Here is a 15548-nt window from a genome sequence, read left to right on the forward strand (position 1 = left end):
CCCGCCCACCCGCCACTTCGGCCGGTCGGCCGCGACACATCCTCCCCGGCACCCACGTCCCACCTGCACCACCCCGGCGCCACTGCGCCAGCCCTGCCACACAGGCAGCATCGCCTCGACGCGCTCGCGTCACCGCGCTCGGGATCCCCGCCCGCCGCAGCTTTCACCGGCGTCAGTCCCGCGATCCCGCACCTCACCACTCTGTCCGTCGACGCTGTCGCCTGCCCGCGCGCTCTCGCGCGATCGCACCTCGGCCGTGTCTCCGCACCCTTCCTGGAGGAGCCCATGTCCGCACGTCCTGTCGTGCACACCATCGTGGTTTGCCTGCCCACCGACGCCACACCCCAGTCCATGCCAGCCCTCGCGGCAACCCGCCTCGTCGCGCAACAGCTCCGTCCCGCCGGCCCTGTTGGCCACTTCGCCGCCCGCCACCGTCATACCCGACAACTGCTGCACCGCTACCAGGGCTACGCCGCCGGCGGCCCGGTCCGTCACCTTGACCTGGCCGGCATGCGTGCCCGCGCCGCCACCAGCGCTGTCTGGCTCTGGCAACGATGGCGAGACGTCGTCGACGGCACGCGCGACGCCCAACCGTTGTCGGTCTTCGTCGACCGCCATCGCGACGACCCGGAACGCTGGCCGCTCAGCCGGGCCCAACAGGCATACCTCGCCCAACCTCGGGTGCTCGCGATGACCACCTACAACGCCGCCTACCGGCAGCAACCTATTCCCATCGCGGACATCGAGGCCCTTCAAGCCGGCCTCAACAGCTACCGAACACTCGCGGCACTCGCGGCCGTGCCCGGCGATGCCCTGGCCGCCGACGCCGCCAACTGGCTCACGCCCAGATCGGGCCGGCTGGCCGACCAGCTGGACTATCTGTACGCCGCCAACGACCACATCGACCGGCTGCGCCCGAACGAGCAACTGCTCGCGATGGCCGCTTGGCCCCTCGCCTAGAAACCGCCCAGCCTGCGGCGCAACATTCCGGGCCGGGCGTACCAGCAACGCCCACGACAAGCCGCAATCGACTCGGACCAGTGCAGCGACGGGAGACCCCGCCCTGCCAACTGGCCCGGCTGACTTGCCAACCGCCGTACCTCCCGGCCGGATCAGGCACTCGCCTGACCGGCCGTTTGCGTGCCCAGGGGGTCCCCGACCCCACGACAGCAGAGGAGAAGAAGATGACCATCACCGCGATGCGGCCGCCACTCGACATCCGCAAGTCGGTGCCCGCGCCGGCACAACAGGCCACCTACCTGATGGTCGGTCCGTCCGGACGGCTGACCGTCCTTGAGGCCCCTGCCGATGACGGCGGGCTTCGGCTCGGCCGACGTATCACCACCGGCGCCGCCTACCGAGTCCAGCTCGATGAATGCACCGTCATGTGGCTCGAGGACGACCAGCAGGGCAGGGGAGTCCCCAACTGGACGGCCACCCAGATGGCCCTCGAGACCACCGGCCGTCCATACCTCGGCCCGTGGGACGCGCCCTACCTGTGCGGGCCGGTCATCTTCACCGGCGCCGGTCGTCACGCGGAACCGATCGGGCTCACCGACCGGCAGTTCGCGCTGCTCGTGGACGCCCACGCCGCAACGGAGCTGTGTTGATGAGGTCAACGACGGCGCTCTTCGACGAGTTCACTGCACGTCGGTCCAGGGATCTCTCACCACGACCTGGCGTCAGTCTGGCTGCCGACAGCCACCTCGGCACCCCCGTCGGACGGGGGAGAGCATGAGGCGAAGCACCGTTGCGGACGCTGTCCGAGCATTTCAACGACTGCGTAGCGTCAACGCCGGAAGTCTGGTTGGGGTCGCCCTGGCGGACAGGTACCGCACCTCACCACCACTAAAGGTCGACACACTGCCACCGGCGCAGGCTGCGGTGCTGGGCGCCTCGATAAGGGCTCGGACCGCTGGGGTCATAGACGGGGAAACCCCTGTGTACCTGGTCTACTCCGGCGATCTTCCGGTGGCGTGGTGCACGGTCCGCGCCAGCGTCGTCACTCCTGATCTCGTACTCGACGGAACGCCGGCCCGGCACCAGCGGTTGGCGGTGCAGGCATTGTCCAACCTTGCCCGATGGGTGCTGGTCGCGCTCGCCGATGCCCGGGCGGAGAGCGAGGACGCCGTCGTCCAGTCGGTGATGAGCCAGGTGGGGGCCGTCCGTATCGCGCCCGCCGACGATCTGACCTCGTCCGCAGCCGTCCTCCTCGACGGCGACCTCACCGTAGCCCGGGCCAGCATCGCGAAGGTGCTTCCGGTCAATGCCGCAGCGGAGGTGGTAGTCCTCGACGCGCACGGCTTTGGCCGGTACGGCCGCGACTCACACCGGCTGCCGCTTCCGGTGCTGTGCGCGATGCGTCGGATCGCCTCAACCCATCAGCTGCCGTTGGCTGCGGTCGGCGACTGGCTCGCGTCGAGTGGCGGCGTCGACGCAGACGTACCCGGTGAGGAACTACCGGCGATTTTCACCGCCGACTTCGTCGGCCTCTTCCCGCACCGCTCGGACTACGCCGAGAAGCACCTGGTCGATCGCGGCTGGGCCGCGGCGCTGGAACGTCTCGGAATGCCCCGGCGCTACATCGACCTCGAAGCCCTGGAGCGGGATCTGTTCGACAACGACGTCCGGGCCGTCGCTACCACCGATGCGACCGGTGGCCAGGCTGTCGCTGTGTTCCGTCGTCCGTTGCCGTCCTGGCCTCAGACACCGACCTCTATCTCCATTCCTGCCCCTACCTCAGCGCGGGCGTCGACGAAGGGAAGGCACCCATGACCGAAGCGTTCTCCGGGGACATCGGGCGGCTCAGCTGCACGGCTGCCCAGGCATGGCGGGAGGTTACCGGCGAGTCGATGCCCGATGACCTGCTGACCGCCTTCCTCGCTGCGGCCAGCAGCCCCGCCAGCGACGGATCCGTCGCCGCTTGCAAGCACGACCACACCAACGGCGATGACCGCAGCGTCTGTCACGCCCGGTTGATCGAGGATCTGCTTCAGGCCCGAGCACGGGCCGACCGCGCACGCCACGAGGCGGTCGAGCACCGCACCGGCCTGCGTCGGCTGCAACTCGGCGTACGTACAGCCGGGCTCGGCACTCTCGGCGAGAACCCCGACTTCGAGGAGAGCCTCAGCGAGGCGTTGGCCGACTGGGGCCTGCCGCCGATCCCCTCGGACCACGTGGTCACCCTTCGCGTGCCGATCACCTTCTGCATCTCCGCGGTCGACGACGACGAGGCAGTCCGCCTGGCCGTCAGCGAACTCAGCGAGGAGTTGCCCCGGCTGCCCCGCCGGCCACTCTTCAGCGCTGACGAGGTGGAGGTCGTCTCCGTCACCAATGAGTGACCGCGATCGCCGTCCCGACCAACCGAACGATTCGTCGCCGTCCCAACAGGGGCGGCGTTCTTTGTCTCAGCCAGAGGAGGTAACACGATCATGACCGACACCGTCGAGCTGCTCGACGCCCAGAACCCCGCAACCTCGGCTGCTGCAGATCCGGAGAGCGGGCCGGCCGCCACCGACCTGATGATCCACACCGCCGTCATCGAGGAGATGCTCGCTGCGGCCTGGCAAGCAACGAATGGGTCTGCCGACACACCGGCGTGGCTGAGCAGGGTCGCGGCCCTCCTCGCCGCCGGCTACGGGCCGATGCCCGCCACGCCCACCGACGAGACGGCCCACCACCTACTCACCGCGGCGGTCGCCACCGCCAGGACGACTGCCGAGGCCGCCGCGGCCGAGGCCATCGCCAGGCAACACGCTCGCGACGAGTTCAGCAATGACGTACGCCGTAGGGCGGCCCGTGCCGTCAACAACCGTGAGATCTGCCTGTCGGGCACGAACTACGCCCTGGAACGGCTGGGGATCACCACCCTTCCCGTGGAGTACAGCGTCGAGCTACTCGTCCCGGTCACCGTCCGGGTACGCGCGACCGGCGAGGAAGACGCCTACGACCGTGCTGAGGACGAGCTGCGCGCCAACCTGTGTGGCGGGGACCTGGACTTCGACGAGTACGACCTGCGCCGCGAAGGTGCCCAGGTCAGCGACGAGGACATCGACCTCGACGACCTCGACTGACAGCGGCGGCCGACATCCGGTCACGAGACTGCCCAATGCTCTCGCACCTGCAGCAGCGGTCGCAGGTGCGGGCACGCCGCGCGGCACCCTGAGCGGCGGATCTTCCGAGCTGGCCTCCGTCAGGCAAGGCCCACCAAGGGCTGGTACCCACCCCAAAGGCCCGGGGGCGGGCCTCGCCTACGACAGCGGCCCGCCCCCGGAGCTCCTCGATGAAGGAGCCAATCTATGTCTAAATCCGATGCGGGATCCACCGACAGAGGTGATCTGCTTCGCACGACGGCCACGATCACCATCGTCGCGATCCTCGCGACCGCGCCAGTTGCCGTCCTGGCGGCGTACGGCCATCTCGCGCTGGCGGTGCTCATCGCCATGCAGAGCTGGATTCCGGTTGGCATCATCGCGACGACCCGGCTCATCCGGCAACATCGGAGACTCGCTGCGGCCCAAGCCCGCGAGGAAGAACTGGAAGGCCGAATTGCCGCTGGTGCCGCTCTTGAGGAGCAGCTGCGGCGAGAACTCCTCGCGGCCCAAACCGACCCGCTCACGGGACTACCCAACCGGGCCCTCGCCGAGCGGGCCATCGCCGCCGCCACCGCGGTGGCGGCACCGCTGACCATCGCCTTCGCCGACGCCGACGGCCTCCACACAGTCAACGCCAACGGCGGGCACGCCGCCGGCGACCAATACCTGAAGGCCATCGCCGTCCGCCTGCTCCACGCCGCCGCCTCCGTCAGCGCTGGAGCGCAGGTTTCTCGTACCGGAGGCGACGAATTCATGATCCTCGTGCCTCGCGGGGACGCCACGGCGCTGCGCGACGCGATCCGCGTGGCCCTTGTTAGACCAGTGGTCGTCGCAGGACGGCGGATGCAACTTCGGGTCAGCGTCGGCATCGCCCTTAGCGGCGGTGGTAACGCCCGGTATGCCCTGGCCCAGGCCGACGCCGCCATGTTCACCGCCAAGCGCGCGGGCAACCAGACGCTCATCTACAACGCCGACCGCGACGGCGTGCCGGGGTTGGACGGCACCCGACCTCAGGTGCGCCGCCGGGATGTCGAGCCCGACCGCGACACGGCGGCCCGGGCGACCGACGGCACCGCCCCGACGACGAGGCTGGTCTGCTCGCTCGACGAGGCGGCCACCATCGCGAACGCCCTCTGGCTCGCCTACGACCGGTGGGCGGCCGTGCTTCAGGCCGAGCCGAGCGATTCCGCGGCATCCACTGCACCCGCCGAGACGATCGACGTCACACCCACCGCCGAAGGACTCGACCGTACGGCTGCTTTCGCGGAAGCAGAGATGGCCAAGTACGCGGAACTGGCTCGGCGCATATCAGCAGCCATCGACGCCGCCAGCGAGCAGTCGTGAACGGACAGGAGAGCCGGGCACTCCCGTGGCTCCGAGTGCCACGGGAGCCAGCTCCGGAGCTGGATCGCCGCCCGCCCGTCAACGAACCGAACTACGGACCGTCCCGCTTCGGACGTAGGTGTCCGTGACCCAGACCTTCCCAGTCGCGTTTCGTCCGCAAGCGCGGCCAGCTGAGAGGAATCTGCTGATGCCCAAGCACATCGCCCCCGAGACCAAGAGCGGCTTCCTGCGGCGTTGTCTGCGCCGTGGATTGCATCCCGCAGTCCACGTCCTTGCCCTGGTCAGCCTCCACGTCGTTGCCCTGGTCGTCATCTCCGCGACCGGTCTCGGCTCGCTCGGGGGCCACTGACACCGACCGCTTCGCGCAGGGCGACCGTGCCACTCGCGCCGATAGCCGTACAGGGGCCTCGCCGCCACACTCCCGCGACCGAGCGCCCTCGAAGGGCAGCCACTTCCGCAGGTTGAGCTCGCGCTGATTCCGCCTGCCGCCTCTGACGATGCTGCTCACCTCGACCCAGACCTCCCGCCGGCCGTACCTCCGGCGGTCCCGACATGACCGCGCCTGGGCGCGGCGAAGTGCCGCGCCCAGGCCCAACAACTTCCATCCGGAACGCGTGGCCTGGCATCGCCAGCCCACGCATCCCCTGACCCGGAAGGAGACAGAAGCTGACATGAGCACCATCGACGACCCAAGAATCGCCCGCGCTGTCCTGGCCCGGCTGACCATTGTCGGTGACCGACTCGTCTACACCATGATTCACGATGAGGGCCCGGAAGCGGTCCTCCACCGGTTGATCGCCGGCCACCTGCCGCAGGCTGAGGCACGTTCCGCAGCTGCCGAACAGTTGGGTGCAGCCGGTCTGCGGCAGGTCGCCACCAGGATCGTTGTCGACACCGAACGGATCGGTGCGCGGATCGTCATCCCGCAGGACGCAGAGTGGCCCACGGCGCTGGAGGACCTGAACCAGCATCGCGACGCCACCGACGACGATGTCCGGCTGCCCGCCCCACCGCCGTGTCTGTGGGTTCGCGGCGCACAGCCCCTCGTAGAAACGCTGCACCGGTCTGTTGCGGTAATCGGAGCCCGCGCGGCCACCAGCTACGGGCAGCATGTCGCCGCAGAACTCGGCCACGGCCTCGCCGAGAACGGTTGGACCATCTTCAACACCGGTGGGTACGGCGTCGACGCCGCAGCGCTTCGCGGCGCACTGACGGCTGGCCACCTGGCCGTCGCGATCAATCCCGCTGGACTCGACCGTCCCCACCCGCAGGGTAATTCAGCGCTATTCGAGCGGGTCTTTCTCATCAGCGCCTGGCCGCCCGGCAGCGCACCGTACCGAAGCCGCGTCGCCGTCAACGGGGCCTATCTGGCGGCGATGTCCGGCGGTTGCGTGCTCGTGGAGGCCGCCCTCCGCCGCGGCGCCCGGACCGTTCTTGCGCAGGCCGATGCCCTCGGCCGACCTGTGATGGCGGTGCCTGGTCCGGTGACCTCCGCCCTTTCCGTCGGCTGTCACGAGGCGCTGCGCGAGACGCCTCGGGTGCGTCTGGTCCGTGACATCACCGACGTCGTCGGACACCTGGCCGAGCGACGCTCACCCGAGCGAACGACGACATGAACGCCTTCCCGAACTGGCTCGACCTGCTCGAGTTCGTCAGGGAAGCGGGCGAGATCAATGCCAGGAACGGCACCCCGCTGCCCTCCGACGACGAACTGTGGGCGGCCGCCCGACGTAGCCAGAGGGTCGTGCTGCCGGAGCAAGTCGACAACGGCCTGCTCCCCGAACTACGCGACGCCTTCAATGACGGGCAGCAGCCCACCCGCTTCGACATGCAGGCCGTGGTCGTCGAGATCGCAAGGCACGGCCATCACGCACACATCGACCACTCGGGCGGCAATACCGCCACCATCTACGCCGGAAGCCAACACACCGACCAGAACGGGGATGCCCGCTGGGCGGTCACCGCCGGCCCCGGCTGGTTCGCAAAACCCGATCACCGGGAGCCGGTCGCCGACACGAGCGAGTTCCAGATTGGACCGGACGACGACGCCTGGACCATCGCGGTGCCGGACCACACCAGCCCGACGGAGGTCGCCGCCCTGATCGTCGCGGTCATCGAGCAGGTCGCCGAAGGGCGGGGTCACCTTCATGACTGACATCGCCTGCTCGCGGTGCCAGACCCTCAGCAGATTGCGGCGCCACGGCCTGCCGTGGTGCGAAGCCTGCGAGACGTACCTCGTCATCGATGCCGAGTCGGGCACCCGGGTCAGCTTCGCCGATCACGAACATCGTCGGCGCGCGGCGGAGAACGAGCGGGACATTGCCCAGTCCGTCGACCTCGTCAACGAGCATCTGCCAGAGGCGCAACGGCTCGTTCCCGAAGGGTGGGCCGCCCGCCGCCATCAGACCGACAGTGCCCGGTGCGTCGTCGCCATCGATGCACCGGCTGTCAACGCCACCAGCTACCTGTCCCCACCCAACGGCAAATTCGGCTGGTACGTACGCGTCCACAACCGCATCACCGGGGTCGACTTCCCGCTCTACATCGACGGCGGGGCGCGCGCTGCATCGTTCGACACGCTCGAGGCGGCAGTCACCGCCGCCGTGGAAGCGCTCCGCCTAGAGAGCGCCAAGGAAGTCAGGCGTCGTTGACGGCCTGAAACACCCGCAGCAGGCGCCGCGAGCCGAACACCCAAGACCTACTGAGCACCTCGCGAAACCCCCCCCCACTGGCTCAACCGAATGCCGCCCCGGTTGCGCCATCGCACTACCAGGCGCTGCCATCCGGCCAGGGGCGGTGCTGGCCAGCACAACTAGCCGACCTCGCAGCCCGGGATCGCCGCTCGCGGTCCCGGGCCGCTCGCTCTGAAAGGACCAACCTCGATGACTGACGAAGCCTCTGGCGGTAACGAGGACTACCCGTACATCCGTGCCTGGGGCCGCCTGCGCGGCTCTGCCCCCGACTACCTGGCCTACCTGCTCGACCTGGCCCGGGCACAGAACGCGCCCGCCGACGCTGTGGAGTTCCGACACCGCGACGGTCACTGGATCACCACCGACGAAATCTGGGCCGCCGACAGCCGTCGCCACCTGGGTCTGGACCCGATTCCGCCGATCGCGCCCGACCTCGATCTGGTCGTCGCGGAGATCGGCAATGCGATGCGCTGCTCACGCTGGATGACCGACCGCAACGGACTTCGAGAAATTCAGCGCCTGGACATGAACCGACTCCGGATGACCTTCGCCACCGGCTTCACCGGTGACCTGCACGTGGAAATCATTCCGCCCCGGCCGTGATTCCGCTCGTGCCGACGGGCGGCGCGCCGCAGGCGTGCGCACCTGGCTTCGTCCGGCGAAAAGACATCTCTCTGCGCGCAGCCGTCACCGCGCACCTTTGTCCGTACCCGGACCTGAACACACGCCCGCGCTCGCGCGCGCTCCCGGCGGAGCCATACGCGCACGCCAACACCTGACCGAACTCGATCAGGCCGCGCAATCCCACACCAGTCCACCCGCTCTCGCGCGGTGGATCCGAATCGGAAGGAAACATGATGACCAGCCCCGATAACTCCATCCTGCCGGTGCGTTCGGCCGCAGAGATGCTCGCTGCCGTGCCGCACCTGGTCGGATTCCACCCGACGAACAGCATCGTCCTGATCGCGATCGCCGGGACGAAGGTCGCCCTTGTCACCCGGGGAGATCTGCCCGCTGGAGTGGACGACATCGCCCAGGCGTTGCCGGCCCTCGACCAGGTCCACGCGACCCATGTGGTGATTGCCGCCTACGGGCCGGAAGATCTCGCGACGCCGGCGGTCGATGCTGCCCGTGCGGTACTCACCGTCGCCGGCCTGCAGGTGTACGACGCCCTACGCGTCACCGATGACCGGTACTGGTCCTACCTGTGCGACAACCCGACGTGCTGCTCACCCGAGGGCACGCCGTTCGACGCGGTCGCCAGCCCGCTGTCGGTACGGGCTGTGGTATCCGGATCCAGCCCGTTCGCGGACCGCGCGAGCCTCGCGGCCTCCATCGCACCCGTAGGCGGTGCCCTCCGTGCCGCCATGACCGAAGCAACCGACCGTGCCCGCCGACGGCTGGTGGACCTACCGGCCAGTCTCAGCGCCGTCGAGGCCGAAGGACAGGCAGCGTTGACGGAGGCGGCCAACCGGTACCGGAGCGGCCAGCGGTGCACTGATGACGAGGTCGCCTGGCTCACCACGCTACTCAGCACCATCGCCGTTCGGGACCATGCCTGGCTGACCGCCAGCCGCGAGGAGTGGCACCTCGAACTGTGGCGGGACCTCACCCGGCGGGCCGACCCGGACCTGGTTGCGGCGCCAGCCAGTCTGCTGGCCTTCACCGCCTGGCTGCAGGGGAATGGTGCGCTGGCCGACATTGCGGCGCATCGCGCTCTGACGGCGGATCCGAGCTACGGGATGGCACTGCTCGTCCTCGACGGTCTCCGCGCGGGCATCCCCCCGTCCGTCCTCGAGGACTGGCAGACCTGGGCTGCCCAGCACACGGACCACCCATGATCCGCCGCGATCAGGAGGGGAGCAGCACCGTGATCAACCCACCGACTGACTCGGCCGCTGCCACCGTCATGCAGCAACACCGTTGGGGCGCCGAGGAGATCCTCGACCTGCTGTATGCCGGCTTCCAGCACTCCCGCACCGTCGCCCCCGATGTGGACGCAGTCCGCGCCGCCGCCGACCTCGTCGCCCAGCAGATGGTCCTCGTCCGGCAAGCTGACACCGATCTGATCGCCGCGCTTCGTGGCGCACTCACCCTGGCCGATCACGAGATCCGCGACAGCGGTGCGGCCATCGAGGAACGCTACCGGCAGTTCGTCGACCTGGTGCGGCGCTGGATCATCTTCGCGGTCAACACCGGAGCACTTATCGTTCCGGACGCGAACGATGCTCTGCGCTACCTGACCATGCCGCCGCCACTGCGGACCCACTTCGAAGCCACTGTTCACACCCCGCTTGCCATCGAGACCGACGCGGACAACAGCGACGAGGCCGTAGCTGCGGCGGAGCGTCTCCTCCGCGTCGAACTTCGTTGCCTACGGGACGCATCCGTCCACCCGACCAAACAGTGGCAGTTACGGCTGCGCGCGCTCGATGAGACGCCGCCGACCAGCAACGTCAGCGGCGAGCGAGGTTCCCGTTATCGGATCGTCTTCGTGGTGCCACTCGTCGTCGAAGTCAAGGCCCTCGATCCACGAGGTGCCATCTCCGTCGCGGTCGATGTCGTAGCGACCGACTTGGACCGCCTCGAGGTCGCACGCGCCCACACCGACAAGATCCGCGCGGTCGACGTGGTGCCCGTCCACCACCGCGAGTACGACTTCGGCACCGACTGACGACCGCGTTCTCCACGCCCGCACCCGGGGTGACGCACCACCGGGTGCGCCCCTGGGCGCCGGATCACACCGATGTGCGGTGCCGGCGCCCCTGGAGGCGCCGGCACCGCCCTTCTGGAAGGCGCAACCTGATGCGATTGAACACCCGAACGCGCGGCCAGCTCGTCGCCACCGTGCCCCGCCTGCCTAGCGCCGCGACCCCGTGTCGACACGTCGCCGGTCCGACCCCGGACCGCCCGGAGGACAGCGGCCCCGCAGCCGGCGCCGGGGGGTGGACGATGCCCTGGCAAGGATGTGTCACGACACCCGACACTCCGCGCCGCGGCGTCCGACCTACCCGTGAAACCAGGTTCCCACCGTCGCTACGACGGGCGGGCCGCTGATGGACATCCGACTCGTCCTCGTGGGCATCGCCGTCGCCGTCGCCGTCACGGCAATTGACGTCGTACTTCGGCGAACCGCCCGCCCGGTCGGACCGGGACGATCCCTGACCGACATCGTCATCACCACTGCAGCGACCCTCACCACCCTTGGACTGGCCGGTGTCGCCGGCGCGGTCAGCTACGACCACCTCCGCGAACTCGCCGAATCGCGCGGTGAGCACGGCTGGAAAGCGCACGCCTTCCCGCTTACGGTTGACGGCATCGAGGTCGTCGCCACCTTGGCGATCCTCGCCGACCGGCGGGCCGGCCGCCCCTCGGGCGCGTTCCCGTGGATCGCTCTCGCCGCCGGCGGTGTCGTCAGCCTCGGCGCGAACATCCTCATCGCTGAGGACGACGTCATCGCTCGGATCATCGCCGGCTGGCCCGCGGTCGCGCTCATCGCCGCGATCAAAATGCTGTCGCGGATGCTCGAACACCCCGCCGACTCGTTGCGACGTGAGGACCCGACTGAGCCGCAGACGAGCGACAAGCGACACCACTCCGAGCCGGAGATCGCCGGACGAGCACCGGACCACGACGACAACAGGCCGGACGACGTTTCGCGACACGATCCCGACGTGTCGCGGGATGACCCTGACGTGTCGCGGCCCGACGGCGATGACCAGGGGCCCGGCGAAGACCTCGAGCAGCCGTGGCCAGTCGACCTGATCCGCCGCATCCCCGTGAATGCCGACCGCTACCGTCGCTGGCAGGCCGTCTGGGCGGACATGAAGGACGGCGAGACCGACATGCGTGCCCTCGGGCAGCGACACAACTTCGATGTGCGCTCAGTCCAGGCGATCCGGCGCGCTGGCCAAGTCGGCATGCTCGACCACCCCGTCCCAATCGCCCGCCGGTTAGCCGAGCTGTCCTCCGACAACGGGAGCCATAAGAACCCGCCCGAAGTGCCGACGGCACCCTCGATTTCTGGGCACTGAGTGCCTAGGAGGGCCGGCTCCGCCTGACTATCCCGGTCGGTACCCCTCTGTCCCGGTGGTGGGGTCATCCCTACTTGCGTAGAGGGCAGAGGGGGCCGGCCCGGGCCGCACCTGGGCGGACCCAATTCTCGAGGTCGAAGAGCGACCCGCGCCTGGTCCTCGCGCCAATGGGCTCCCGCCCGATCCTGATCCGCCGAACCAATCCTGTTCACCCTGCCCGGGATCCGCGTCCGGCCTGTCCTCTCGCGGTCGATGCCCGCCCGCTCGAACCCGATTCGCACCTCCTGGTGCCGCATATGCGGCCCTTTTTGCGTTTGTAGACCTGCCTGTCTCAGCGTCAGACCCCTTCGACTCGCCGTACGCGCCGGGATCAGCTCCTGGGCGCCGCTGCGATTGCTCACCAGTGGAGGAAACATGACCATCAAGCCACGTCTCCGCACCACCAATCGACCTGAGTGCTGGAGTCGGCGGTGAGTCGTCAATCGCTCGCCACCCTGCTCGCCGCCGTCGTCACTGTGGTATTCGTCTGCCTCGCGGGTACCGGCCTCCTGCTGGGAGGCTCTGCCGCCGGCTGCGGCTCTGGTGCGACACCCGGTCGATCGCTCGCCCCAGCGCCGACCGGAGGATGGCCAGCTGTCGGCCGGTGGGATCGCAATCAGGTAGCCAACGCTGCCGTCATCGCCGCCGTCGGAGCCAGCAAGGGCGTGCCCACTCGGGGGTGGGTGATCGCCGTCGCCACCGCGATGCAGGAATCAACGCTACGGAACCTTCCCGGCGGCGACCGGGATTCCGTCGGACTGTTCCAGCAACGACCCAGCCAGGGATGGGGAACCGTCGCGCAACTTCTCGACCCGGCCTACGCCGCCGGTAGGTTCTACGCCAAGTTGATGACGATCCCCGGCTGGCAGACGATGGCGCTTACCGAGGCAGCCCAACGTGTGCAAGTCAGCGCCTATCCCGACGCGTACGCCAAGTGGGAGCCGGAAGCCACTCAACTTGTCGGCACGATCACCAGCGGGGGGAGTTCATTGCCAACTGGGCGGCTGGCCAGCTGCGGCGGCGCCAGCGGGCCCTGGACCCAGCCAGTTCTCGCGGCTGTCGGCTCGGGCTTCCGCACCGCAGGCCGGCCCGGTCATGACGGCGTGGACCTCAGCGCCGCACGCGGCACCGTGATCCGAGCCGCATCCGCCGGCATTGTCAGCCGGGTACGCTGCAACGCCATCGACAATCGCGACGGCAGCAACTGGGGCTGCGACCGCGACGGAGACCCAGGCCTCACCAGCGGCTGCGGCTGGTACGTAGACATCGATCATGACGGCGGGATCATCACCCGGTACTGCCATATGAACGAACCACCGCAGGTCGACGTCGGCGACCACGTCGTGGTCGGCCAACCCATCGGTGTCGTCGGGTCGACCGGCCACTCGTCCGGGCCGCACCTCCACTTCGAGGTCCACGCCAACGGTGATGCCAGTGCGGAAGCGGCCATAGATCCGGTCCTTTTCATGATCAACCTAGGCGCACCGTTGGGGTAGCTGGGCACTATGTCGGCCCCCATCATTGGTCGGTCCTCTCATGGACGTGGCAACCGGGTTGACGTCTCGCCCAACTCCACGAGGAACCCTTTCGCCCCCAGACGAAGCTGGCTGTTTCTCGACGATCCGCATGTTTGTCCGGTGTGGCGGCCGTATGGGTGCCGGGTTGACGTGTCGACCGCTGATTGTGACGTTACGTATCGACGGGAGGCGTGAACTGCACTGTTGCGTGCGCCTGCGCGGATCTGGCTCCCCTCTGTGTCAAGAGGCTGCGGCGAGGGTTGTTCTAGGCTGGGGTGTGGCGGGTCCGGGAAGTGACTTCTCCGAAGAGCTGGCATGGGGATGTGAGCTGGTCACACTGGAGTCAGTAGTCGTCTCCCGTTGTCCTCCCGGGCCCGTCGCCGTGGCCGTCGTGGCGTGGTCGGTCATCTGTCGGTAGACGATGTCGGACAGGCGTCGTTTCAGCGCACGCATCGCTTCCATCGATGTTTTCCCGGTAGCTTTTTTGCGGTCGAAGTAGGCGCGGCCTTCGGTGGGGTTGCGGAGCTGGACGGTGGCCATGATGTGCAGCAGCCGGTTGATCTGCCGGTCGCCTGTGCGGGAGAGCCGGTGGCGGACCCGTTCGCCGGAGGATGCGTCGATGGGGGCGGTGCCGTTCCAGGAGGCGAAGTGGGCCCGGTTGGGGAATCGGGTGATGTCGCCGACCTCGACCAGGAGTCGGGCGGCGCCGGAGGGTCCGATGCCGTGCAGGTCCATCAGCGTGGTGCCGGTGGACGCGATCATTTCTTTCAGTTCCTTGTCGGCTTCCTTGGAGCGCCGGTAGACGCGTTCGAGGTCACCGATCAGCTCCGCGGCGACCCGGCACCGGGCTTTGCCGACCGTGTCGCGGGGTCGGACCGTGGCCAGCAGTGCCTTGGCCTGGGCGGCGGACAGGCTCTTCTTCGCGCCACCCGGAATGAGTTCCAGCAGCAGTTGGTGTAGCTGGGACACCATCCGGGTGTGGTCCTCACCGAGGGAGCGGCGCCGGTCGACCAGGATCCGCAGCAGGGCGAGCTGTTCGTCGTTGACGACCGGGCGCAGTCCGGCCATGCGGGTGCCGACCAGCGCGATGGAGTGGGCGTCGGTGGCGTCGGTCTTGCGGCCCTGCCCGGTGGCGAACACCCGCGCCCTGGCGGACAGCTTCGGCGGGACGTCGACGACCTGTTCGCCGTCGGCGAGTAGCCGGGTGGCGATGTGCCGGCGGATGCCCTGGCAGCCCTCGATCGCCCAGACCCGGTCCGGCCACTGCTTGGCGTACTTCCTCATTACGGTGTAGCCGTCGCGGTCGGTGTCGAACCGGCCGCCGCCGACGATGGTCTCGTCGCCGGCCGTGACCTCGATCGTGGCAGAGCGCTTGTGCGGGTCCATCCCGATGACCACACGATCTGACGTGCCACTCACCGCGTCCTCCGATGCTCGATCCACCTGGGTTGTCGAGCCGGGAGGGCAACGCTACTTCGAGCCGAGCAAACCCCTGTTGAGCCTCTCCCCGCTCTGGGGCGACGCCCGGGCCGCGCAGGCCAAATGAGAGCCACAAGACCAGCGCGGGCAGCCGAAATGAGAGCGACAGCCCGGGCGCCTCGACCGAAGCCTGGCCGGGCCACGGTCGCAGGTCAATGAAACAAGTAGCCGATATGCGCGCACCTGACTTCGCCGGAATCATGACGACGGAGAGCCCAATGCGCGGCGATAAACCGGCTGAGCGTAGGTCGGCTCCGGGGTGGACGCTCCGCCGTGCCTCATGCCCGAAGCGTGCGGCGCCCCCGCAAGTCGCTACGGAACCGGGGGCTGTTCCAATCCGGTACGGAT

At 68.7% G+C, this 15548-nt stretch carries 17 protein-coding genes; 16 read left to right on the forward strand and 1 reads right to left on the reverse strand.

Annotated elements, in window-relative coordinates; translation table 11 throughout:
- Nucleotides 1-285: 285 nt before the first annotated feature.
- The 15 genes from ACN269_RS00005 (at nt 286) to ACN269_RS00075 (ending at nt 13700) form a co-directional block, all read left to right on the forward strand.
- Nucleotides 286-960 carry a hypothetical protein gene (locus ACN269_RS00005; RefSeq protein WP_421470337.1) on the forward strand — a complete coding sequence of 225 codons (675 nt, stop codon included), beginning with the start codon at nt 286-288 and terminating at the stop codon, nt 958-960.
- Nucleotides 961-1184: 224 nt separating this feature from the next.
- Nucleotides 1185-1610 carry a hypothetical protein gene (locus ACN269_RS00010; protein ID WP_421470338.1) on the forward strand — a complete coding sequence of 142 codons (426 nt, stop codon included), beginning with the start codon at nt 1185-1187 and terminating at the stop codon, nt 1608-1610.
- A gap of 274 nt (nt 1611-1884) precedes the next feature.
- Nucleotides 1885-2775, forward strand: a complete 891-nt coding sequence (locus ACN269_RS00015) for a hypothetical protein (RefSeq protein ID WP_421470339.1) — start codon at nt 1885-1887, stop codon at nt 2773-2775.
- Nucleotides 2772-3341 (forward strand): hypothetical protein, encoded by a 570-nt coding sequence (locus ACN269_RS00020; RefSeq protein WP_421470340.1) that lies wholly within the window; start codon nt 2772-2774, stop codon nt 3339-3341. The genes ACN269_RS00015 and ACN269_RS00020 overlap by 4 nt, the downstream gene beginning before the upstream one ends.
- Nucleotides 3342-3431: 90 nt before the next feature.
- Nucleotides 3432-4073: a hypothetical protein gene (locus tag ACN269_RS00025; RefSeq protein WP_421470341.1), complete on the forward strand. Its 642-nt coding sequence runs from the start codon at nt 3432-3434 to the stop codon at nt 4071-4073.
- Between the two features lie 225 nt (nt 4074-4298).
- Complete coding sequence (locus ACN269_RS00030; RefSeq protein ID WP_421470342.1) at nt 4299-5438, forward strand: GGDEF domain-containing protein; 1140 nt, start codon at nt 4299-4301, stop codon at nt 5436-5438.
- 187 nt (nt 5439-5625) lie between these two features.
- Nucleotides 5626-5787, forward strand: a complete 162-nt coding sequence (locus tag ACN269_RS00035) for a hypothetical protein (protein ID WP_421470343.1) — start codon at nt 5626-5628, stop codon at nt 5785-5787.
- A 322-nt stretch (nt 5788-6109) separates the two neighbouring features.
- Nucleotides 6110-7054 (forward strand): DNA-processing protein DprA, encoded by a 945-nt coding sequence (locus tag ACN269_RS00040; RefSeq protein ID WP_421470344.1) that lies wholly within the window; start codon nt 6110-6112, stop codon nt 7052-7054.
- A complete protein-coding gene (locus ACN269_RS00045) occupies nt 7051-7593 on the forward strand; it encodes an MBL fold metallo-hydrolase (RefSeq protein ID WP_421470345.1) in 543 nt (180 codons plus the stop codon). Before ACN269_RS00040 ends, ACN269_RS00045 begins: the two co-directional genes overlap by 4 nt.
- Nucleotides 7586-8089, forward strand: a complete 504-nt coding sequence (locus tag ACN269_RS00050; protein WP_421470346.1) for a hypothetical protein — start codon at nt 7586-7588, stop codon at nt 8087-8089. Before ACN269_RS00045 ends, ACN269_RS00050 begins: the two co-directional genes overlap by 8 nt.
- Nucleotides 8090-8320: 231 nt before the next feature.
- Nucleotides 8321-8734: a hypothetical protein gene (locus ACN269_RS00055; RefSeq protein WP_421470347.1), complete on the forward strand. Its 414-nt coding sequence runs from the start codon at nt 8321-8323 to the stop codon at nt 8732-8734.
- 254 nt (nt 8735-8988) lie between these two features.
- Nucleotides 8989-9972 carry a DUF4192 domain-containing protein gene (locus ACN269_RS00060; protein ID WP_421470348.1) on the forward strand — a complete coding sequence of 328 codons (984 nt, stop codon included), beginning with the start codon at nt 8989-8991 and terminating at the stop codon, nt 9970-9972.
- On the forward strand, nt 9969-10805 hold the full coding sequence (locus ACN269_RS00065) for a hypothetical protein (protein ID WP_421470349.1): 837 nt from the start codon (nt 9969-9971) through the stop codon (nt 10803-10805). The genes ACN269_RS00060 and ACN269_RS00065 overlap by 4 nt, the downstream gene beginning before the upstream one ends.
- A gap of 403 nt (nt 10806-11208) precedes the next feature.
- Entirely contained in the window at nt 11209-12165 is a 957-nt protein-coding gene (locus ACN269_RS00070) for a DUF2637 domain-containing protein (RefSeq protein ID WP_421470350.1), read from the forward strand.
- Nucleotides 12166-12635: 470 nt separating this feature from the next.
- Nucleotides 12636-13700 (forward strand): M23 family metallopeptidase, encoded by a 1065-nt coding sequence (locus ACN269_RS00075; RefSeq protein ID WP_421470351.1) that lies wholly within the window; start codon nt 12636-12638, stop codon nt 13698-13700.
- Nucleotides 13701-13961: 261 nt separating this feature from the next.
- On the opposite strand, the gene ACN269_RS00080 is transcribed toward ACN269_RS00075, so the two are convergent.
- Nucleotides 13962-15107: an IS110 family transposase gene (locus ACN269_RS00080; RefSeq protein WP_421470352.1), complete on the reverse strand. Its 1146-nt coding sequence runs from the start codon at nt 15105-15107 to the stop codon at nt 13962-13964.
- Nucleotides 15108-15111: 4 nt separating this feature from the next.
- Between ACN269_RS00080 and ACN269_RS00085 the strand changes: the two genes are divergently transcribed.
- On the forward strand, nt 15112-15267 hold the full coding sequence (locus ACN269_RS00085; protein WP_421470353.1) for a hypothetical protein: 156 nt from the start codon (nt 15112-15114) through the stop codon (nt 15265-15267).
- Nucleotides 15268-15548: the final 281 nt, after the last annotated feature.

Origin of the sequence: Micromonospora sp. WMMD736, assembly GCF_049179015.1 — a bacterium.
Taxonomy (GTDB): Bacteria; Actinomycetota; Actinomycetes; order Mycobacteriales; family Micromonosporaceae; genus Micromonospora.